Source organism: Planktothrix paucivesiculata PCC 9631 (assembly GCF_900009265.2).
In the GTDB taxonomy this organism is placed as follows: Bacteria; Cyanobacteriota; Cyanobacteriia; order Cyanobacteriales; family Microcoleaceae; genus Planktothrix; species Planktothrix paucivesiculata.
On sequence record NZ_LR735028.1, the window covers coordinates 23,429 to 44,219 of the forward strand.

Here is a 20,791-nt window from a genome sequence, read left to right on the forward strand (position 1 = left end):
TCAGAGTTTTTGGCTCTGGTCTTGATCTGCTATGGTTAAGCCAGTATATGGGAATTCTGGGAGCCTGGATTCTTGTATTCTAACTAACAATTCTCCATAATTTGAAGATCGAGAAAACAGAATAACTCTCCTTATTCAGAAAAATTGTAAACATTTAGTAAAGCTATTGTAAAAATGCACCATTTAGGCTTTAAGTTTCCCGGATGGAGAAGATACGATAGACTTTTAAGATCTTTAAAATAATTTTTGGCCATGATTATAGCAATAATACTTACCGCAGGACTAACGCTGATTTCCCTAGCCCTGGCTATCCCGGTTTCAGTGTTTTTTACCGAATGTCTGGCAGCATTAATTAAAAAGCCACCCCCAAATCAGAAATTTGTGGGGATTGATCCTAAGATTGCTGTTTTAATTCCAGCCCACAATGAAGCATCGGGAATCGCAGCCACCTTAAATACTATTTTACCCCAAGTTAATTGTAGAAAAAGTATTGTAGTCATTGCCGATAACTGCACCGATGAAACGGCCGCTATTGCCCGTCAATTAGGAACAACGGTTTTAGAACGCCATGATTTAGTACATCGTGGTAAGGGCTACGCCTTGGATTATGGTTTAAAGTTTTTAGCTGAAAATCCCCCGGAAGTTGTTGTCATGATTGATGCCGATTGTCACGTTGAACCGGGTACTATCTCTAAAATTGCTCACAAAGCGATGAGTAAACGGCGACCTGTGCAATCGACTTATTCAATGGAAACCCCCCCTAATCCGACTCCTAAAGATTCCATTTCTGCCTTTGCCTTTTTAGTAAAAAACTCGGTTCGTCCTCAAGGAATCGCTCGATTAGGGTGTCCCTGTGTTCTCACCGGAACGGGCATGGCCTTTCCCTGGTCAATGATTAGTAAAGTTTCCCTAGCCAGTTCTAATATCGTGGAAGATATGCAGCTTGGGATTGATTTAGCTCTAATGGGAGCTTCCCCCATATTTTGTCAAGAGGCTAAAGTGATTGGGGTTTTACCCGCCCAAGAACAAGTGGCTAAAACCCAAAGAACTCGCTGGGAACACGGACACTTAAAAACTTTATGTACTCAAGTTCCCCGCCTGCTTGACGCCTCTATTCGTCTCAAGCGCCGAGATTTACTAATCCTGGCCCTAGACCTCTGTGTTCCTCCCTTAGCCTTTTTAGTCATATTATGGGCGATCGCTTTAGTTCCCAGTGTCTTAATCGCTATCTTCAATCTCAGCCTTTTCCCCTTGCAATGTTTGCTCGTTCAAGGAATCATGTTATTAATGGCAATTCTGATCACCTGGGCTAATTTTGGCCGTTCTGTCATGTCTCTGAAAACCCTATTGAGTATTCCCCTTTATATTCTCTGGAAATTGCCTATGTATTTGGGATTCTTTAAAAAACCTCAACAGGAATGGGTCAGAACCCAACGGGATATTCTGTTATCCTAACTCGCTTTAGACCCGCTATCCACAAGCATGAAAGTCGCTTATCTCGTTAATCAATATCCCAAGGTCAGTCATAGTTTTATTCGCCGTGAAATCAAGGCCCTGGAAGCCCAAGGAGTAGAGATTCGGCGTTTCTCAATTCGGTCTTTAGAGTCGGAATTGATCGATCAAGGGGATTTAGAAGAATATCAAAAAACTCAGTTTATTCTCCATGTCGGAATTGGGGGTTTACTCTGGAATTTCTTCCGAGTTTTATTGACTCATCCCCGGAAGTTGTGGCGTGCGGTAGGACTGACTTTAAAATTGGGTTGGGGTTCAGAACGGGGTATTATCCTTCACCTTGTCTATCTAGCAGAAGCCTGTGTTTTATTAAATCAGTTATCCCAAGCCCCTGTCGAACATCTTCATGTTCATTTTGGCACTAATTCTACAACCGTCGCTCTGCTCTGTAATGCCCTAGGGGGGCCACCCTATAGTTTTACGATCCATGGGCCAGAGGAATTTGATAAACCCCAAGCGATCGCACTACCTGAAAAAATCAAACGGGCTAAATTTGTCGTAGCTATTAGTTCTTTTGGGAAAAGTCAGATCCAGCGCTGGTGTGATTATCAAGATTGGTCAAAAATTCATATCGTCCATTGTGGTGTTGATCCCCTGTTTTTGGATCATAGTTTTGTGCCTTTACCTTCGGAACCTCGTTTTGTTTGTGTCGGTCGTTTAAGCGAACAAAAAGGTCATTTAATCTTAATTGAAGCCCTTAGTCAACTCGTAGCCATGGGCTTGAAGTGTAAACTGATCTTTGTGGGTGACGGCCTCCTAAGAAATCAGATTGAACAATTAATTAATACCCTAGAATTAAATAATTATATTGAGATTACGGGTTGGGCTACCAATACCCAAGTCCAAGAACAGATTTTAGCTGCACAGGTGTTTGTCTTACCCAGTTTTGCTGAAGGGTTGCCTGTGGTTTTGATGGAAGCATTCGCCCTATCTCGTCCGGTAATTAGTACCTATATTGCGGGTATTCCCGAATTAGTTGAACCGGGGAAAAATGGTTGGTTAGTTCCAGCCGGATCTTTAGAAGATTTAACCCTCGCCCTGAAAACCGCCCTCACTACTCCGCTTGAGGAGTTGACCGCCATGGGAAAACACGGTGCGGCTAAGGTAGCTGAAGATCATAATATTAATATTGAAGTCCAAAAACTGATCGATTTGTTTGGCAGTCATTAAGAGGGGAAAAAATCTATCTCAAACTGGGGATTTAGGATTAGGGGGGTTGACAAACTATAAAAAGCTATGTTATATTAATAAATTGTGCGGGCGATTAGCACAGTGGTAGCGCACTTCCTTCACACGGAAGGGGTCACAGGTTCAAATCCTGTATCGCCCATTAATTTTGTCGATTAACAATAAGGATTCATAGTTTTATTGTATTGATTTTCCCAATTAAGCTGCAATGTCCTGTGAATACAAATACTGCTGAAACCCGATAAATACTGCGCTGATATTCGCAACGCTCCCTAGTTCTTCAACAGCATCACGAACAGTATGATATTTTAACTCTAACAGTTGAGGTAATTTAGTCCGGTCAAGTTCTCCCACGCCTGCTTTGATATATTGATCCAGCACAAAGTCAATAAATTCTTGCTGTTTGCCGAGATACTGCGAGAAGATTAAGGACTTGTGAGCGAGGACGCGCTCTCGGCGGCTCATGGGTGGAAAGGCATAAGCGATATAAGCCAACACATCATATAAATCGCTTTTTTCGGCATCAATCAATCGACTAATTTCTGTTAATTGATCCTCCCCGTAGCCCTTTTCTGCTAGTCCTTCTAATAATGCTTTACGGGTATCTGGGCGACCCCAGATTGTTCTTAATTCGTTTTCATTTTTGAATAATTCAGGAATTTCACCAAACAGACGTTCGACAAACTCTGTGGCGTTCATCGGTTTACCGTCTGGACTCCAAAAGCTGGTAGACATTCGGTTCTCAAAGGTGCGTTCTTTACCATCAGCAAGTTTAATTTTAATTTTGATGGTTTTGGGGCGGGTAACTTCTGTAATTTCGTTTGTATCTTTAGCTTTGTCTCTATCAATGTTGGTTGTGGATAATTCCTTGGGTTTTCTGCGAGTTTTGACAATTACCCATTCTTGGGGTTTGCCGTCCCATTTATCATCGTTGAAGTGTTCGTAGGCGTTGACAAAATCATAAATGGTGAAGTAGTCTTTGCCATCAAATAGGCGAGTTCCTCTACCGATAATCTGCTTAAATTCAATCATCGAATTGATCGGGCGCATTAGAACAATATTACGAACATTCCGAGCATCAACCCCAGTGGAGAGTTTTTGAGAAGTGGTGAGAATTGTTGGAATATTTTTCTCGTTGTCTTGAAAAATCTTGAGATATTGTTCTCCCAATTTCCCATCATTGGCAGTAACGCGGACACAGTAATTAGGGTTACTGCTAATCTTCATTTGATTGATTAAATCTCGCACGGCTAAGGCGTGATCTTGGTTGGCACAGAATACCAGGGTTTTTTGATTCTGATCAATTTCTTCCATAAACAGTTGCACGCGGTAACGTTCGCGATCTTCGATTTCAATGATGCGGTTGAAGTCTGCTTCAGTGTAGGTTCTGGCTTCGTCTATTGCACCTTCTATTAATTCATCTTCAGGGCTGTAAATATATTCATCGAGGTTTGTTTCGATTTGCTTGACTTTAAAAGGAGTGAGAAACCCATCGTTGATACCGTCTGTGAGGGCGTAGGTGTAGACTGGCTCGCCAAAATAGGCATAAGTATCGACGTTGTTGGCTCGTTTAGGGGTGGCAGTTAGTCCTAGTTGTACGGCTGGTGAGAAATATTCCAAAATACCGCGCCAGGTGCTTTCGTCACTGGCTCCGCCTCGGTGACATTCATCAATAATGATAAAGTCGAAGAAGTTAGGGAGATAGTCACTAAATTTAGGGGTGGGATTACCTTCTTCATCCCGTCCCGTCATAAAAGTTTGGAAAATGGTAAAAAAGATACTGGCATTTTTGGGGACTCGATCACGTTTTTTGATGGCTTCGGGGTCTATTCGCAACAGAGCATCATCGGGGAAAGCTGAGAAAGAGTTATAGGCTTGGTCGGCTAAAATATTACGGTCTGCGAGAAACAAAATTCGCGGGCGACGGGCGGTCACTGAGCCTTGCCGAAGTGTGGGTTGTCGGCTGAGGTTCCAACGACTTTGAAACAGTTTCCAGGCCAGTTGAAATGCAATGAAGGTTTTACCCGTACCCGTTGCCATTGTTAATAAAATCCGGTTTTGCCCGTGATAAATCGCTTCTAAAACGTGCTTGATGGCATTGTGTTGATAGTAACGGGCTTCATAAGTACCGCTTCTGTCTTCAAAGGGGATGACAGCAAAGTTATCTCGCCACTGGTTATCTTCGCTAAAGGTGGCTGACCACAGTTGCTCAGGGGTGGGATATTCGTTGATGTAGCCTTCTACCCCGGTGACCATATCGACTTGGTAGATACGGAGGCCATTTGTAGAGTAGGCAAATCGGGTTTCCAGTTTTTTGGCGTATATTTTTGCTTGTCCTAAACCCTCGGTATCTGGTAAGTCGCGTTTTTTTGCTTCGATGACGGCGAGTTTTTCACCCTGATACATGAGGACATAATCGCTATATTGGGGGTTAGCGCGTTTACCGTTGCCAATTAGGAGTCCAGGGGCAATAACTTCGCGACGGATGCGACTATTTTCGATAACTCCCCAGCCTGCGGCTTTTAGTGCAGGGTCAATTAGTTCGGCACGGGTTTCAGTTTCATTCATGCTACAATCTCCTCCTTAACAGTTTTTGAAGTATCTGCGGTGGTCGGTGAGCTAAGTCGAACCGTGAGTTCGCCAGCAAAGGCTTTTTGCAGGATGGATTGTTTGAGTTCGTTGAGGGTGGCGATTTTTTGGCGGTAGATGGCTTCGAGACGTTGGGTTTCAGAAGAAAGATCATCCATCTTAAAAACAATAGACTGCTGCTCGGCTAGTGAAGGAAGGGGTATTTGTAAACCCCTGAAAAACCCAAGACTTAGATTTGCTCGTGCATTATTAATTTCATTTTCATGAAGAATCTGCCGAAAATATGGAGAGTTAAGAAGATAAGAAAGGTATTTATTTATGAGTTTATCGGACTTACACCTTATTAAACATACTGCCTGATTAATATTCGCTAAATCTTCTCGGTCATAAATTGCTGTTCGACCAATAGAAGCACCAACAATATTAGTTAATACATCACCAAAAGAAAGAATGGATTTACTATCTTTTTCGTTAAAATTTTCCTCAACATATTTTGTTTTTTCAAACAGCATCTGATTTTCTCCAACGTTTTCGCTGGTAACAAAAAGGATGCCTGGTTCATCTACGTAATTTATACCTTGCCATTTAGGAGACGACCCTTTTGTAATACGTTCGCTCAAAGAACCTAATTCTACTTCTTCCCACTCGTCGCCTTTCTGGGTAAAGATAGCGTTGAGATAGCTTTCAAACACTTGGCGGGAGTTGGCGAGGTTTTTTTCGGTGTTGGCGATCGCTCTATTAATCCCCTCAAACGCCTCATCCAAAATTGCCACAATCTGCTTTTGTTCGGGAAGTGGTGGGAGATAAAGTTTGAGGTTTTTGATCATGTCTAACTTCAAAAATTTAGTACCTGCGCCAACAGATTTTAACTTGAAATCTTTTAAAGCACTTTCTACCTGAAGATAAAGATATTTATATAAAAGTGTCTCTTCTTGGTTTATCGTAATCACATAAGTTCTTTGGTACGCATTAAATTTTCCTTTGTAGTGCTTTACATTGAAATCACCTACAGCGTTATTTCCTGCCAATAAAATTGCTTCACAATCAAAGGCAAAGTGATCAATAGTGAATATTTCCCTTGAACAAGTGAAGAATGGATATTTTCCATTTTCAACAGCAGCATTGGCATTTAGCTTTCCTGTTGAAATATTGCAAACTTCACCGAGTTTTTTAACTTCCCAGCCCATCGGCAACTGTTTACTATCAATTGTCAACTGCATACAATCCCCCTAATTATCATCATCCTCATAATCCTCTACGGGTTCAATTTCATTTGCTGGTTGAGCGAAGCCGAAACCAGCATTTCTATAATGTGACTCATTCTGACACTCCGCCAAAATATGAAGCCGATCCCACTCACTATTCATTAAAGAAACCTTCTTGGCCCGACTCCAACCCTGAACCTGTTTTTCCCGATAAAAAGCATCAGCTACATGATCATAATGTTCTGCATAAACTAACTTTACAGGTAATCGCTTTTTAGTATGATTTGCACCCAAACCATTTTGATGCTCCCATAAACGCCGAGGTAAATCTTTTGTACTCCCTGTGTAGAAAGAACCATCAGCACATTCCAGAATATACATATAGGGCATTATTATGACCTCCTGTAACAAACTACGGACTTCGACTTCGCTCAGTCCTCATCTTTTGGTGGTTGAGCGAAGCCGAAACCACATTTTCATAGTATTCCTCCAATACCCGCCAAAATTTCTGCACTCTCCACGTCTAACGCAGCAATTTCATCTAAAATTTCCTGCGGTTCTCGTAACAGCGATTCCTCAGCTTTATTTGGATTCTTCACCGACAGATCAAACGTCTGCTGATCAATATCAGCAATATCCACCAGCCAAGACTTTTCCGACTCTGCAAAGGTAGCTTGTAACTCTACAAACTCCCGCAAATCCTCATCATTCAGGGAATTGGTTTTACCCATATTTCGCCCCGGAGCGAGTTGATAATACCAAATTTTTTGGGTAACCATCCCCTCAGTTAAAGATTTTCCCTGAACAAATAAAGGCAGTCCCTGAGCGAACTTGTACTGAGCGGAGTCGAAGAGCGTTCCCTGAGAGAAGTCGAAGGGAACCGAAGCTGCTCCCTGAGCGGAGTCGAAGGGAGCTTTCTCAAAAAACAGCACCACAGTTTTCACCCCCGCCCCGATAAAAGTACCCCCAGGACAATCTAAAATAGTATGTAAATTACAACTACTCAAAAGCTCTTGACGCAAAGCCCGTGAAGCATTATCAGAATTTGACAAAAAAGTATTTTTAATAACTACTGCCGCCCTACCGCCGACTTTGAGAATTTTGATAAAATGCTGCAAAAACAGAAAAGCCGTTTCTCCAGTTTTTATCAGAAAATTCTGCTGTACTTCCTTGCGTTCCTTCCCCCCAAAGGGCGGATTTGCTAAGATTATATCAAAACGATTCTTGTCCTGAATATCACTGAGATTTTCCGTCAAAGTATTAGTATGAATGATATTCGGCGCATCAATGCCATGCAAAATCATATTCATAATCGCAATCACATACGCCAAACTTTTCTTTTCTTTACCAGTAAAAGTATTAGTCTGAAGTATCTCAAGCTGTTTTGTTGTCAGCTTACCCCGGCGTAAATAATCATAACTCTCACACAAGAAACCCGCCGAACCGCAAGCACCATCATAAATTTTTTCACCGATTTTCGGCTTCACGACTTGAATAATTGCCCGAATCAACGGGCGTGGTGTGTAATATTCTCCCCCATTACGCCCCGCATTTCCCATATTCTTGATTTTGGCTTCATAGAGATGGGATAACTCGTGTTTTTCCTGTTGGGATCTAAACCTTAATTCATCAATATATTCCAGAGCATCTCGCAAACTGTAGCCACTTTGAAACTTGTTTTTTATCTCGCTAAAAATTTCCCCAATCTTGTATTCAATAGTATCTGGACTGGTAGCCCGTTGCTTGAAACCCTGTAAATATGGAAATAGCTTGCGGTTAACATAATCAATCAGATCATCGCCAATTAGCGCATGATCATGATCTACCGTACCATCCGCTTTTTTGGGGGCTGCCCAAACTGACCAGCGATGCGCCTCATCAATAATAAATTGGTATGGTTTACCGACTAATTCCGCCTCTAGCGCCCTCTCCTGTTCTAAGTCATCCAAATACTTCAAAAATAGCAGCCAAGAGGTTTGCTCGGTGTAATCTAACTCTGTAGTACACCCCGCCTCTTTCCAGAGAACATCATCAATATTTTTAAAGGTTTGCTCGAACATTTAGCTTAACTCTGGGATTTTTAATCTTAAAAATTGCGCCGATCTTTGCACTTACAAGGTTAAATAATAGGACACGGGGAACACCGGAACACCAAAAGCCCAAATATTAACAGAGTCAGTGCCCAATAAGCCTTGCTTAAGGCTCAATTCTGCGTTTTAATCTTTCTCCTAATCTGAGAATTTGGCACGCTAAAATGGCCGCCCCAAAACCATTATCAATATTCACCACTCCTACCCCCGTGGCGCAGGAATTCAACATGGTTAATAGGGGGGCTAACCCGTTAAAACTAGCCCCATAACCAACGCTAGTGGGCACCGCAATCACGGGACAATCGGCTAACCCTCCCACCACCGTCGGTAAGGCGCCTTCCATCCCAGCCACCACAATTAACACATCCGCATCGGCAATTATCGGCCAATTACTCAGTAACCGATGAATTCCGGCCACTCCCACATCCGATAACCGTTTAACCTTAAAACCCGATAGGGTAGCAGTGACGGCGGCTTCCTCGGCCACGGGTAAATCGGCCGTTCCGGCTGTTAAAATGCTGATGATTCCTTGAGCAGTGGCTTGGGGAATTTCCCCCGGATGAATGGCACAAATTTTAGCGGTTTCGTAATACTTTAAATCCGGGATTTGGGTTTGCAATTCTTGATAAACATGGGGTTCAATTCGAGTTGCCATAACTACCGGATTTCGCTGACGCATGACCTCGATAATCTTAATAATTTGTTCCGGGGTTTTATTCAATCCCCAAATCACTTCAGGAAATCCGGTTCTTAATTTGCGATGGTGGTCAATGTGGGCAAAATTTCCGACGGGTTCAAAATCAAAGTATTTGATTTTATCTAGGGCATCATTCGGGGTAATTTCACCGGATGCGACGGATTCAAGTAACTGTTGTAAGGCTTCAGGATTCATCAGGATTCAATAACTAATTATTCAGCAATTTTGAGTTCATACAAATTCCAAAATCCTCCCCCCAAGGGTGTGTATTCCACACCTTCAACCCGATCTCGGATAGCTTCAAAGGCAAGGGGATTAACCATATATAATAACGGTAGTTCTTCGGAAATAATTTTCTGCGCTTTTCCATAGAGTTCTTTGCGTTTTTTCGGATCAAATTCCTGGGAAGCCTTCACAAATAAATCATCTATTTGTTTTTCCCAATCGGAAACTTGCCAATCAGTAATCCCGGTTTCTCCCGGTTGCGGCCCTTGATTAAAGGTGTGTAACCGTCCATTCACTGACCATATATTATAACCCCCGTGAGGTTCAATTCCTCCCCCACTAAATCCACCTAAATAGGCATCCCAATTCCGAGAACTAGAAAGACGTTCTACTAGGGTATTAAAACTGAGAAATAATAAATCAACTTGAATCCCAATTTTACCCAGATCTTGGTTAATTTGGGTAGCCATTTGTTCCCGAATTTTTTTCCCCGCACTGGCTAAAAGGGTAAAACGAACCTGATTACCTTCACTATCGAGTAATTGTCCCTGATTATTATACTTAAACCCCGCATCAATTAGCATTTGTCTAGCTTTTTCGGGATTGTGTGTATAGGTTTTTAATCCTGCTTCTGGGGATAAATAAAAGGGGCTTTGGACTGGCAGGGGAGAATGTTGCAGTTCTCCTAATCCTAAATAAAAATTATTTTTCATCGCCTCCCGATTAATGGCATAATAAACCGCCTGTCGAAAGGCTTTATTATTAAACCATTTAGACTTAATCGGATCAACAAAGGGTTTTCCTTGGGGATTTTTTCCCCGATTCATATTCAATGACATAAACACGGTTCCCATATCGGGGCCAGAATTATAGATAGTATATTTCCCTCGTTTTTCTTCTGGCTTTAATAGAGGAAATGTTTCCGGTTGCAGGGTTAAAGTATCTAAGGAACCCGAACGAAAATCTAATAATTGAGTATCGGTACTTTCAATAATTTGCCAGACAATTTCTTCAATATAGGGTTGGGGATTTCCCTGGTCATCTTTGCGCCAATAATAGGGATTTCTTTCTAAAATTACCCGTTGATAAGGGGTATAACTTTTGATTCGATATTGACCATTTCCCACAATATCTTGGGGGTTGGTATCGGTTCCCCAGGTGGTTAAAAATTTGGGGTTTCCCTCACTATCGGTTTCAGTAATTGAGTCTTTTAAAATATGGGCGGGTAAAATACTTAATCCGGCTACATATTGTAAAAAAGGTGCAAAAGGTTCGGAAACGGCAAACTCCACCCGGCGATTATCTAATTTTTTGACCGTGGGAAAGCTGCGACTTTTTCCTACTCGTAAAATATCTTTAAAACTCGTAGGAATTTTATCGTTTAAATAAATATCGTTATAGGTGAAAATAATATCATCCACGGTTAATGGCTTGCCATCTGACCACTTCAACCCATCTTTTAAAGTAATAATAATTTTTTGTTTATCATCAGAAATTTCCCACCCTTCAGCTAACCCTGATTTGGGCATTAATTCTCCAGTCACGGGGTCGTCTTGAATTAACGGGTCATACAAATAACCAAAAACCGTATAGGCCGATTGACTCAAGGGCGGATTAAAGGTGGCTGGGCCGCTGGGGGTGGCGACCACCAACCGAGACGGAATTTGGGATTGGGCGGTACTACAGGCGCTCAGAACCAGGGCTAAGAGGATGAATAAAGTCTTTTGGAACCAATGGGTTTTGAATAGAATCATGTTGGATCAATTCATATATGGCTATTTTTCATTATAAAACATCTGTTGTAACTGAAATTCCAACGATATAACTATTTATAGGAATGTTAACTCACTTTTTCTAATAAAGCCACGGCATAGGCGGCAATGCCTTCTTCTCGACCCACCGGGCCTAATTTTTCGTTAGTGGTGGCTTTGACACTAATTTGATAAATATCTAAGTTTAATGTTGTAGTCAGAATATAGCACATTGCTTTAATATGGGGTTTTAATTTAGGACGTTCTGCTACAATTACAGAATCAATATTTCCGATTTTCCAACCTCGATCTAATATTAGTTGATTTACCTGTTTTAATAAGACTAAACTATCAGCACCCGCCCATTTTTCATCGGTTGGGGGGAAATAATGCCCAATATCTCCTAAACTTAACGCCCCTAACATGGCATCCATAATGGCATGGGTTAAAACATCCGCATCACTATGTCCTAATAGTCCCAATTCATGATCAATTTTAATCCCGCCTAAAATTAATGCCCGTCCGGGGACTAATTTATGAATATCATAACCATTGCCAATGCGAATATTCATGGATCTTTTTTCCTATTAAAATTAATACACTTTCTGATTTTACCATTAATAGGTAATATCAAGTCCACAGTTAAGGGTTAACCAAAACTTCAGAAGAAATTTAAGAATAGATAAAAAAACCTTTATGACCCAGAATGATAGGATTGAACAGACTTAACAGAAACATCAGGAGATTGAGAAGCCGCGACACAAAAAAAAGTAAATAAAATTAAAAATATACTAACTACATAACCCAGACCCATCATAGCATAGGAATTAGTCATACCATTACGGAAATATTTGAACAGTAAGACATTGGGAAGCAAGGTTTTCATGATAGTAACCTCCATGGTATTAACCTTAATAATAGTTGACACTTAAACCGCGAGAATCTCATGACGCTATTGACCTTATTAGGTGATTTTAGCGTTGTTTTAGTAAATGACTCTCTGGGCTAATTTTAATTTTGATGGGAGTTCGTTTAATCAAACTAAACGAAATAGAATAGAAACAGTATTGACTACTAAGAGCAATTTTTGACTGTTGTTTTGTAGCTATCGTCACCCCAAAAAGGTAGCAAGATCTTAGTATAAAGTTTTGGTGTTTAAAGCCTGCGTGCGCTTGAATTTAGACACCAAAACCCTGCCCCTTTTTTGATTAACGCGATATGGATTACTAAATCGACGGTGAGTAAACTGGCATGATGGAACCTACAAAGCCATCATACCACAATGATCGCTAACTCGCTCAATTAAATATAATCACCTTGGCGGGTGATGGTTGTATTCCTTCTATTCACTCACCAAAAAGGATGCAAAATCCGGTACATTTACCCAAGTTCCTGTTGCATTGGATTCCTGGGTTAAATCCATTAACAGTTGCGAATAAACCCCTTCTTTCAGCGAAGGTGTTAAACTTATTCCCTGTTCAATTCCTGTTATCCATTGGTCAATCACTCGTAGCAAAGGCGCAATCCGACCATCGGGATAAATGCGGGGAAATTCTAAGGTTTGGGGGATAGAAATTTCACTTAAAGGTTGCCCCTTTTGACTCCCCCATAATCGAAATCCATGCACATAATCCTGTTGATTATCACTACCTAAAATTAATGTACCTTCACTACCATAAATTTCTAGCCAATGTCCCCGTCCTTGGTAGGTGACAGAACTTAAACAAACTTGACAGGGAGTGCCATCATTTAGTTCTAAAATTAGGGTGCAAATATCATCAGCATCAACAGGTTTTAATTCTCCCCCAGCTTCAGGGTCGGGACGCCAAGTAATCGAAGTATTCAGTTGTCCGCAGAGGCGTTTAATTGAACCCAACAACCAGGAAATATAATCAAAACTATGGGAACCAATTGCCCCGAGTACCCCGCCCCCTTTGTCTTTTTGAGCATACCAATTCCAGGGACGAGTCTCATCAGCACGACTAGAAACTAACCAATCAATTTTGATTAATCTTTTCTGTCCTACATAATTTTCAGCTAACAGTTGAGATAAATGTTGCCAAGCGGGAATAAACCGAAATTCAAAATCTAAGCTGGTAATACAACCTTTCGATTGGGCGAGGTGATAGAGATATTTTGCTTCCGCCACCGTTAGGGTTGTGGGTTTTTCTAATAACAGATGTTTACCCGCATTCAAGGCTATTTTAGCCATATCAAAATGCAAAAAAGGCGGGGTAGAAATGGCAACTGCTTGAACTTCAGATAAAGCACAAATCTCCTCAATACTATTACAAGCATGGGGAATATTATGACTAGAGGCGATCGCTTTGGCTTTTTCTAAATCTCGATGATAAACTGCAACTACTTGGGTTTTAGGATGGTCTTGAAAGGCAGGAATATGAACTTTTTTGCCAAATCCCGTTCCAATCACAGCGATGCCAATTTTTTCGTCGGTTGTCATGATTTCTCCTGATCAAAAAAGTGTCAGTTTCTGCGATTAGTTTTTATAGCAGTTGCCGCTGACAATCAGAACATCAACCGATGCTCAAACGGGTGAATTTTTTTCTGGCGTTGTTGTGGCTTTCCCTGCTATAATTTCATCGGTATTCTATCTCCCAAAGTTATACTTTAACCTTGGCTTCTTGAGCCACAATCTCAACTTCATCCTCTGCTAATTGTTTTAATGACATTTCAACTTCACTTCCCCCTAAACGACCCAACGCTTGGGCAACCCGATAACGAATTTGCCAATCTGAATTCGTTACAAAAGGAACTAATAAAGAAACTGCTCTTCTGTCGCCTAATTCCCCTAAAGCACTAATAGCAACGGTTTGAATTAAACTATTATCATCTTGAAGTGCTGTTTCTAATAATTCAAAAGCCCGAGGTTCTTCGATGACTCCCACCGCCGCCACAATACTCAGTTTAACTAACCATTCTGGCGTAGTATTATAGAGGTTTTGCAGGTCATCAAAGGCATCCTTAAGTTTCAAAGCTCCCAACGCATCCGCCGCCGCCGCTTGCACGTCAATTTCGGGATCATTTAATAAGTGATAGTGCAGGACTTGATAAGAAGTTTCTAAATTCTGCTCTCCCAAAGTTGCCATCTGACTAACGGCCGCATATCGTACTCGACTATTACTATCCTTAATGGGGGCTTGAATTAACTCAAAAGCGATCGCCGGGGGTAATTTTCGGAGTTGATTGACACCGCTTAAGCGATCACCCAAATCACTAGAACTTAACAACTGCTGAACAGATTCAGGGGTAATTGTCATAAAAATTAAGGTTTTGAATTAAAGACTCTAAAAGGTTTTGAATTGATCAGGATAATATCATATTGCTTGATGTGAATAGATCAATATTGTCTGTGATTAAACTTTGCAAAAACACAGCAAATATCCGAGTCGAAACCCCCTGTCCCGACCCGTCCAATTTTTATTAACAACATCCGAGCAGATTTTAACCCTGTGCCGTTGCCATCACCCGCAGAATATCCCCACAGGTAAGAATCCCAATCACCTTACCCGAATCATCCACCACGGGTAAACGATGAATGCGCTTTTCATTTAATAACCGGGCGGCATCGGATAAAGATTTATGGGGAGTAATGGTAATAATCGGGGCCCGAGTCATCACTTCCCCGACGGTTTGACCTAATGCCTTATGCAATTCCTGTTCATAGCGGGAAAAGTTTTCCAGATAAATAATACTATCAAGGAACGTAATATAAGTGGGTGGAGTCACACCGCTTTCTTGCCACATCAAATCCGTTCCCGAGATAAAACCCACCAAATGACCGGATTCGTTTACCACAGGTAAACAACCAATATGTCTTTCCACCATCAGTTGTAGCGCTTCTCTGAGTGGCATCTCTGGCCTAACCAGAATTGGATTCGGGGTCATCACCTCAGCAACAGTCTTAGGCATGATTTCTGTGTGTTTGTTAAACTTATCAATCCCGATCATATCAGGTATGAGCTCCCCTGACCTGTTGCCATCAAAGCCGCATCTCAGGCCAACACAAAAATCCGTCCTATGGCGCTACTAAGCCTATCGAGGTTAGGACGGAGCTTGATTCCCCTATTTTTTGGGAAATTGGATTGGACAGCAATTGTCCAACTTATCAGAAAAATGGGTTTAAAACCCCGTCCCTTCGACAGGCTCAGGGCAGGCCGTTCTACGACGGCTTTTTATTCTATTTTAGAGTACACTAAAGAAGTGCTCGTAAGCAACAAAAACAATGAAAGCCAGGTATCGGTACAGAATCTACCCAACTAACCAACAAAAGAGGCTGATGTCTCAATTGTTTGGCTGTTGTCGTGTAGTTTTTAACGATGCTTTAGCTTACTGTCAAGATCAACACCGTGCGGGTAATAAAAAACCTTCTAGCAGTGAACTCTCTAAAAGACTTACAGAACTCAAGAAAACCGAGGAAAAAGAATGGTTGACAGAAGTTTCCTCTGTTCCTTTGCAACAGTCTTTGAGAGATTTAGAGCAGGCTTATTCCAACTTTTTTAAATCCTGTAAAGGACAAAGAAAAGGCAAAAAAGTTAAACCGCCTAGATTTAAGAAACGTAAATCCAAGCAATCAGCTAGATTTACCGATAATGGGTTTAAACTCTATCCTGATTCTCATTACATTCACCTAGCTAAAATAGGTGATATCAACGTAATCTGGAGTAGAGAATTACCCGCAATTCCTTCTAGTGTCACCCTAATCAAAGATAGTGCTGATAGATATTTTGTCAGCTTTGTGGTTGAGTTTAATCCTAAACAATTACTCAAGAATGGACAAAGTGTAGGAATTGACTTAGGCATCACTGATTTTGCTACACTAAGCAACGGTGAAAAAGTTAAATCACCTAAACCTTTAAAGAAACAATTAAAGCGTTTAAAAAAATTACAGCGCAATTTATCAAGGAAACAAAAGGGTAGTAAAAGAAGGGAGATTGCTAGAAAGAAATTAGCTAAACTTCACGTTAAAATTTCTGATACCAGAAATGATTTTTTGCACGAACTGTCAACTAAGATTATTCGTGAAAATCAAACAATAGTCTTAGAAGATTTGAATGTGTCAGGAATGATCAAAAACAGAAAATTATCTCGCGCTATTTCTGATTTAGGCTGGCGTAGTTTTAGAACTATGTTAGAGGCTAAGTCAGTCATGTACGGGCGTGATTTTCAAGTGATTGAGAGATGGATTCCTACTTCTCAAATTTGCTCTTGTTGTGGTTTTCACAGTGGCAAAAAAGAGCTAAATATTAGAGAGTGGATTTGTTTAAATTGCGGTACATCTCACGATCGTGATGTTAATGCCGCAGTAAATATTTTAGCCTGCACTGAGCCCCATTCGACCCCGCTCATGGCAGGCTTCGACTGCGTTCAGGAGAACCCAGGTCGAATTGTCGCCGGAGGGCTTTCGGAGACTTTAAACGGACGTGGAGGCAGACATAAGACTACCGCTAAGGTAGCAGTAGCCAGCGAAGCGTCAACCCACCCAGCATTTCAGCAGCTATCAATTTTTGATCTGCTTAAATAGATGGAATCCCCGCCCGTTCACGGCGGGGCGGATGTCAATCAGGACTAGATTCGGAAGTGGGATTACGAATTTGTTCAGCTTCGGGACAATCTTCAGAAATCGGCAGATCAAAATAGCACTTAGGAACAGAGGCTAACTTCTGACTAATTGACCCAATACTGTCTATACGGATCATTTCTTCCCACGAACAGACCTCATCCTCCTCATCTGTCTCATAACGTAGCGTGACCAGATCTCCCTCAATGTCTGTAATTCGAGCTTTCTCAATCCAACGTTGCTGATCTCGTAAGAAAATAGAGACTTCCCGACCGTCACAACAAAGCTGATAAATCTTGCGATGTAGCATTTTTTACTTTTCCTGAGAAGTTCGCTGGCTGATCTGAATTTCCCCTGTCAACCTAAGTATTCAAGGTTTAACAGGATACCTAAGCACCTGGGATTATACCGGATTACCAGGTGATCAGTCTAGTTAAAACCATTGTCCTTATATTTTAACGCCTAACATAGATTTAGCCTAAGAAATTTAGTCTGTACTGACTTCTTTTCCGGTTAGGGCATTTCTAGTATAGGGCTTAAATTCACTGGGAGTTGGCTCGGGCCATAAATCTGCCGTGCTCTGGAACACCCTTGGCGATCGCACTTCGCAGACATCCGACAATAAACCTGTTAAACTTTTCACCAGAAAGTTATAGTGTTAGGAAAAAGTGTCCTGTTAAAACCGTTGAATCCAATCATCAACCGTTTGATATGACCAAGGGTTAAGGTTATTTTTATTGTTCAACTAAACTGCCATCTAAATTTTTAAGGGAGAGGATCGTATTTTCATGGTTTATGCAGAATATTTAGGTCAACCTTCTATTTTTGAATTAGCCCGTACCGGGGACTTCAGGGCAATTAACGATTTAATTAATACCTATCTTCGACCCGAAGGGATATCCGCGAGGGTCGCCCCCCCCGATCATAAAGGCTGTTTACCCGTTCTTGTCGAATTCCAGCAAGAACCCATAGCCGAGAGCATTGTTAAATTTATCTGTCATCTGCTATGGAAACTCAACGCCCCTAACCTAGCAGGAGTAAAAATTGCAGCCCGGTATCAAGGAGATGGGGAGATTCTCTGGAAACAGTCCGTGCGGCTAGTGACCCCAGCTAATCGAGGGGCTCGAGGACAGGGATACCGACGGTGGTTAAACCCGGACTGGATTAAGTTTAAAACCCTGCGATTAATGTTTATGATGGGTTCGGCCGTTTCTGCCTTTGTTTTAGGCTGTTGGGTGAGTTACTACGAAGTCAACGCCCAGCAACTGCCCCTCTCTGACCCTCAACCCAAGGTAGCGATGGTCGCACCGCCCTCTAAACGTTCTGATACCGTCCAAGCTGCCCTGGAAGTGGTTCCGGTTGTTCAACACCAGGACGTGAAAAACCCCCAAGATCCCACGGTGACCTTAGTATTTGGGGGAGATGTTACCCTATCCGATCACGTTGAAAATGTGATTGGGACGAACTACTCCTTACCCTTTGCCCAACTCCCCGAATATCGCGACGCCGACGTGGCAATGGTGAATTTAGAAAATCCCCTCACCCGTTCTACTTTGCGCCGTCCCAACAAACAATTTAATTTCAAAGCTGACCCAGAATCCGTTCAGGTATTGACTCAAGGAGGAATTGATATTGTCAATCTTGCCAATAATCATACGATGGACTACGAAGAACCCGGGCTACTGGAAACCATCGCCACTTTAGACCAAGCTGGAATTAAGGCTGTGGGAGCAGGTCGAGATCTTAAAGAAGCCCGTCGCCCCTCCATTATTGAAGTCAAAGGTCAACGGATTGCCTATTTCGGCTATTATGATGCCGACTTTCATGCCGCCACCGAGAGCCTAGCGGGAACCAATCCCCGTTATGATGAGCGGGTCGCCGCCGATATTAAGGCCATTCGAGATCAGGTGGATTGGGTGGTGGTCAACTACCATTGGGGGGTAGAACTGGCGGAATATCCGGGGGACTGGCAAATTGACCTAGCCCGATTTACCATTGACCAGGGAGCCGATGTGGTGATTGGTCATCATCCCCATACTTTACAGGGTGCAGAAATTTATAAAGGTCGGCCAATTGTTTACTCCCTGGGAAATTTTATTTTTGGGGGAAATAGTCGGAAAGACTATGATACGGCCGTTGTTAGGGTGGCTTTAAATGCCAATCGTCAAATGAAGGTGGAGTTTTTACCTGTAGAAGTTACCCAATATCAAGCCCAGGTGATTTCAACTCCCAAGGGTGAGGATATTATTAAGCGGCTGGGGCGACTCTCCCAAATTTTTGATCAACCCATGCACTCGGGGGTAGTTTTAGACACCCCACAACGGCAGATTCAAACGGTTGATAGAACCTTAACGCCAACCCCCGAAACAACTGTGCCCTTGGTCACCGAAACGGAGCCGGAAAGTCCATCAACTGTAACAGAGATAGTCCCCTCGGAACCGTCGAAAACGTTATTCTCCGAACCCATGCAGTCTCCAGTTTCTGAGGAGTCGGGGTCTAGGTCACAGACCGAATCTTCCCTATCCCCTAAACTGGATGAAAATACCCAAACCCCGGAGGATCTCGAACCTTATATTGATCAACCGTTTATTCGAGATCCGTTTATTTCCCTGCCGTCTTTTCCCCAGACCCCTATGCCTAACACCCAAAGTTACAAGGGTTCCTCCTCCCCGATCTCCTTTCAAATTGCCATTCCTAAACCGGAATCCCTAGCAACGGAGTCGGAGGGTTCGGTCTCAAACCGAGAGAGAGGATCTCACGCTAAGATTGATCTTCCTCTAAAACATTGGGAGTTTAATCAAGCCCTAGGCTAAGATCCCCTGGGTTAATTTGTTCACCTGTCCAAAGTTTATTTATTCCTAATTATTACTGTGTTTGCGATCGCACTGAAACCCCATCAACAATATAAAACCTACGTCCTATCTGACCCGACTACCCAGTCGAGCTTAGAAGTTGTACCCGAACGCGGCGGAATTATTACCCGTTGGCAAGTCGGGGGTCAGGATTTACTGTATTTAGATAGTGAACGGTTTGCTAACCCGGAGTTAACGGTACGCGGCGGAATTCCGATTTTATTCCCCATTTGTGGGAATTTACCCGATGATACCTACACCTATCAGGGTCAACCCTATCACCTCAAACAACATGGTTTTGCTCGAAATTTGCCCTGGACAGTAGCCCAACAGGGGACAAATCAGGGGGCTTCGATTACCTTGGTCTTGCAAAGTAATCCCCAAACCCGGTCGGTTTATCCCTTTGATTTTGAAGTGGAGTTTATCTATACCCTCAAAGGTAATTCTTTACGGATTTTCCAGCGCTATACAAACCTTTGCGGGACAATGGATAGTCTACCCGCCCAGACCATGCCCTTTTCCACCGGGTTACATCCTTATTTTTTAACTTTGGATAAGGAGCAGTTGGCTTTTGAAATTCCAGCCATGCAGTATCGAGATCAACGTAACCAGAAAAACCATGTGTTCACGGGGCGCTTTGATCCCTTGGAGGAGGAAATAGACGGGCTGTTTAATCCCCTAACCGGGTTAGCCACCACGACCCTTGATCACAGTCGTCGCTCTAAAATTATTATGGGCTATAGTTCCGCCTATTCTAGTGTGGTCTATTGGACACTCAAGGGCAAAGATTACTATTGTTTGGAACCTTGGACAGCCCCTCGCAATGCGATGAATACGGGAAAATTATTGACGTATCTCAAGCCCGGAGCCAGTTGTGAGATGCTCGTCCACCTGAATGCAACATTTTTTTGAGAAACCCCTTGTCAACCCGAAAGTGTTGTGTTACTATTAGAAACTGTGCGTGGGAAAAGTACAAAACGCGCGGGTCGCTAACTCAATGGTAGAGTACTCGGCTTTTAACCGATTTGTTCCGGGTTCGAGCCCCGGGCGACCCATAAAACATTTACCAGTCATGCCATTCATCAACCAACAGTGAATGACATG

Annotated in this window: 18 protein-coding genes and 2 tRNA genes; 7 read left to right on the forward strand and 13 right to left on the reverse strand. The window is 42.3% G+C overall.

What is annotated here, in order from left to right:
• The first annotated feature begins 252 nt into the window (after positions 1 to 252).
• The 3 genes from PL9631_RS24520 (at position 253) to PL9631_RS24530 (ending at position 2,842) form a co-directional block, all read left to right on the forward strand.
• Positions 253 to 1,455 carry a glycosyltransferase family 2 protein gene (locus PL9631_RS24520; RefSeq protein ID WP_083624514.1) on the forward strand — a complete coding sequence of 401 codons (1,203 nt, stop codon included), beginning with the start codon at positions 253 to 255 and terminating at the stop codon, positions 1,453 to 1,455.
• Positions 1,456 to 1,482: 27 nt separating this feature from the next.
• Positions 1,483 to 2,682 carry a glycosyltransferase gene (locus PL9631_RS24525; protein ID WP_083624515.1) on the forward strand — a complete coding sequence of 400 codons (1,200 nt, stop codon included), beginning with the start codon at positions 1,483 to 1,485 and terminating at the stop codon, positions 2,680 to 2,682.
• An 88-nt stretch (positions 2,683 to 2,770) separates the two neighbouring features.
• A tRNA-Val gene (locus PL9631_RS24530) sits at positions 2,771 to 2,842 on the forward strand.
• A 56-nt stretch (positions 2,843 to 2,898) separates the two neighbouring features.
• Here the strand turns inward: PL9631_RS24530 and hsdR are convergent.
• From hsdR to PL9631_RS24585, 11 genes are all read right to left on the reverse strand, one after another.
• Positions 2,899 to 5,268, reverse strand: a complete 2,370-nt coding sequence (gene hsdR / locus PL9631_RS24535; protein WP_083624517.1) for an EcoAI/FtnUII family type I restriction enzme subunit R — start codon at positions 5,266 to 5,268, stop codon at positions 2,899 to 2,901.
• Entirely contained in the window at positions 5,265 to 6,509 is a 1,245-nt protein-coding gene (locus PL9631_RS24540) for a restriction endonuclease subunit S (protein WP_083624518.1), read from the reverse strand. The genes hsdR and PL9631_RS24540 overlap by 4 nt, the downstream gene beginning before the upstream one ends.
• Before the next feature lie 9 nt (positions 6,510 to 6,518).
• Positions 6,519 to 6,884 carry a GIY-YIG nuclease family protein gene (locus PL9631_RS24545; protein ID WP_083624520.1) on the reverse strand — a complete coding sequence of 122 codons (366 nt, stop codon included), beginning with the start codon at positions 6,882 to 6,884 and terminating at the stop codon, positions 6,519 to 6,521.
• 86 nt (positions 6,885 to 6,970) lie between these two features.
• A complete protein-coding gene (locus PL9631_RS24550; protein ID WP_156090696.1) occupies positions 6,971 to 8,554 on the reverse strand; it encodes a class I SAM-dependent DNA methyltransferase in 1,584 nt (527 codons plus the stop codon).
• Between the two features lie 136 nt (positions 8,555 to 8,690).
• Entirely contained in the window at positions 8,691 to 9,476 is a 786-nt protein-coding gene (gene larB / locus PL9631_RS24555; RefSeq protein ID WP_083624523.1) for a nickel pincer cofactor biosynthesis protein LarB, read from the reverse strand.
• Positions 9,477 to 9,493: 17 nt separating this feature from the next.
• Positions 9,494 to 11,260: an ABC transporter substrate-binding protein gene (locus tag PL9631_RS24560; protein WP_083624525.1), complete on the reverse strand. Its 1,767-nt coding sequence runs from the start codon at positions 11,258 to 11,260 to the stop codon at positions 9,494 to 9,496.
• 86 nt (positions 11,261 to 11,346) lie between these two features.
• Complete coding sequence (gene ispF / locus PL9631_RS24565) at positions 11,347 to 11,829, reverse strand: 2-C-methyl-D-erythritol 2,4-cyclodiphosphate synthase (protein WP_083624527.1); 483 nt, start codon at positions 11,827 to 11,829, stop codon at positions 11,347 to 11,349.
• A gap of 122 nt (positions 11,830 to 11,951) precedes the next feature.
• Complete coding sequence (locus PL9631_RS24570) at positions 11,952 to 12,143, reverse strand: hypothetical protein (protein ID WP_083624529.1); 192 nt, start codon at positions 12,141 to 12,143, stop codon at positions 11,952 to 11,954.
• A 456-nt stretch (positions 12,144 to 12,599) separates the two neighbouring features.
• Positions 12,600 to 13,718, reverse strand: coding sequence for a Gfo/Idh/MocA family protein (locus tag PL9631_RS24575; protein WP_083624531.1), 1,119 nt, complete (start codon positions 13,716 to 13,718; stop codon positions 12,600 to 12,602).
• Positions 13,719 to 13,878: 160 nt separating this feature from the next.
• Positions 13,879 to 14,535 (reverse strand): phycobilisome degradation protein NblB, encoded by a 657-nt coding sequence (gene nblB / locus PL9631_RS24580; RefSeq protein ID WP_083624533.1) that lies wholly within the window; start codon positions 14,533 to 14,535, stop codon positions 13,879 to 13,881.
• Positions 14,536 to 14,719: 184 nt separating this feature from the next.
• Positions 14,720 to 15,187 (reverse strand): CBS domain-containing protein, encoded by a 468-nt coding sequence (locus PL9631_RS24585; RefSeq protein ID WP_083624565.1) that lies wholly within the window; start codon positions 15,185 to 15,187, stop codon positions 14,720 to 14,722.
• A gap of 313 nt (positions 15,188 to 15,500) precedes the next feature.
• Between PL9631_RS24585 and PL9631_RS24590 the strand changes: the two genes are divergently transcribed.
• Positions 15,501 to 16,799, forward strand: coding sequence for an RNA-guided endonuclease InsQ/TnpB family protein (locus PL9631_RS24590; RefSeq protein WP_083624534.1), 1,299 nt, complete (start codon positions 15,501 to 15,503; stop codon positions 16,797 to 16,799).
• A gap of 34 nt (positions 16,800 to 16,833) precedes the next feature.
• On the opposite strand, the gene PL9631_RS24595 is transcribed toward PL9631_RS24590, so the two are convergent.
• Positions 16,834 to 17,145: a DUF6679 family protein gene (locus PL9631_RS24595; RefSeq protein ID WP_083624536.1), complete on the reverse strand. Its 312-nt coding sequence runs from the start codon at positions 17,143 to 17,145 to the stop codon at positions 16,834 to 16,836.
• A 177-nt stretch (positions 17,146 to 17,322) separates the two neighbouring features.
• Positions 17,323 to 17,478, reverse strand: coding sequence for a hypothetical protein (locus tag PL9631_RS24600; RefSeq protein WP_156090697.1), 156 nt, complete (start codon positions 17,476 to 17,478; stop codon positions 17,323 to 17,325).
• A gap of 145 nt (positions 17,479 to 17,623) precedes the next feature.
• Here PL9631_RS24600 and PL9631_RS24605 point away from each other — a divergent pair, with 145 nt between their 5' ends.
• From PL9631_RS24605 to PL9631_RS24615, 3 genes are all read left to right on the forward strand, one after another.
• Positions 17,624 to 19,648, forward strand: a complete 2,025-nt coding sequence (locus PL9631_RS24605; RefSeq protein WP_083624537.1) for a CapA family protein — start codon at positions 17,624 to 17,626, stop codon at positions 19,646 to 19,648.
• Between the two features lie 57 nt (positions 19,649 to 19,705).
• Positions 19,706 to 20,599 carry an aldose epimerase family protein gene (locus PL9631_RS24610; protein ID WP_083624539.1) on the forward strand — a complete coding sequence of 298 codons (894 nt, stop codon included), beginning with the start codon at positions 19,706 to 19,708 and terminating at the stop codon, positions 20,597 to 20,599.
• A 71-nt stretch (positions 20,600 to 20,670) separates the two neighbouring features.
• Positions 20,671 to 20,742: transfer RNA gene (locus PL9631_RS24615), tRNA-Lys, on the forward strand.
• Positions 20,743 to 20,791 lie beyond the last annotated feature (49 nt).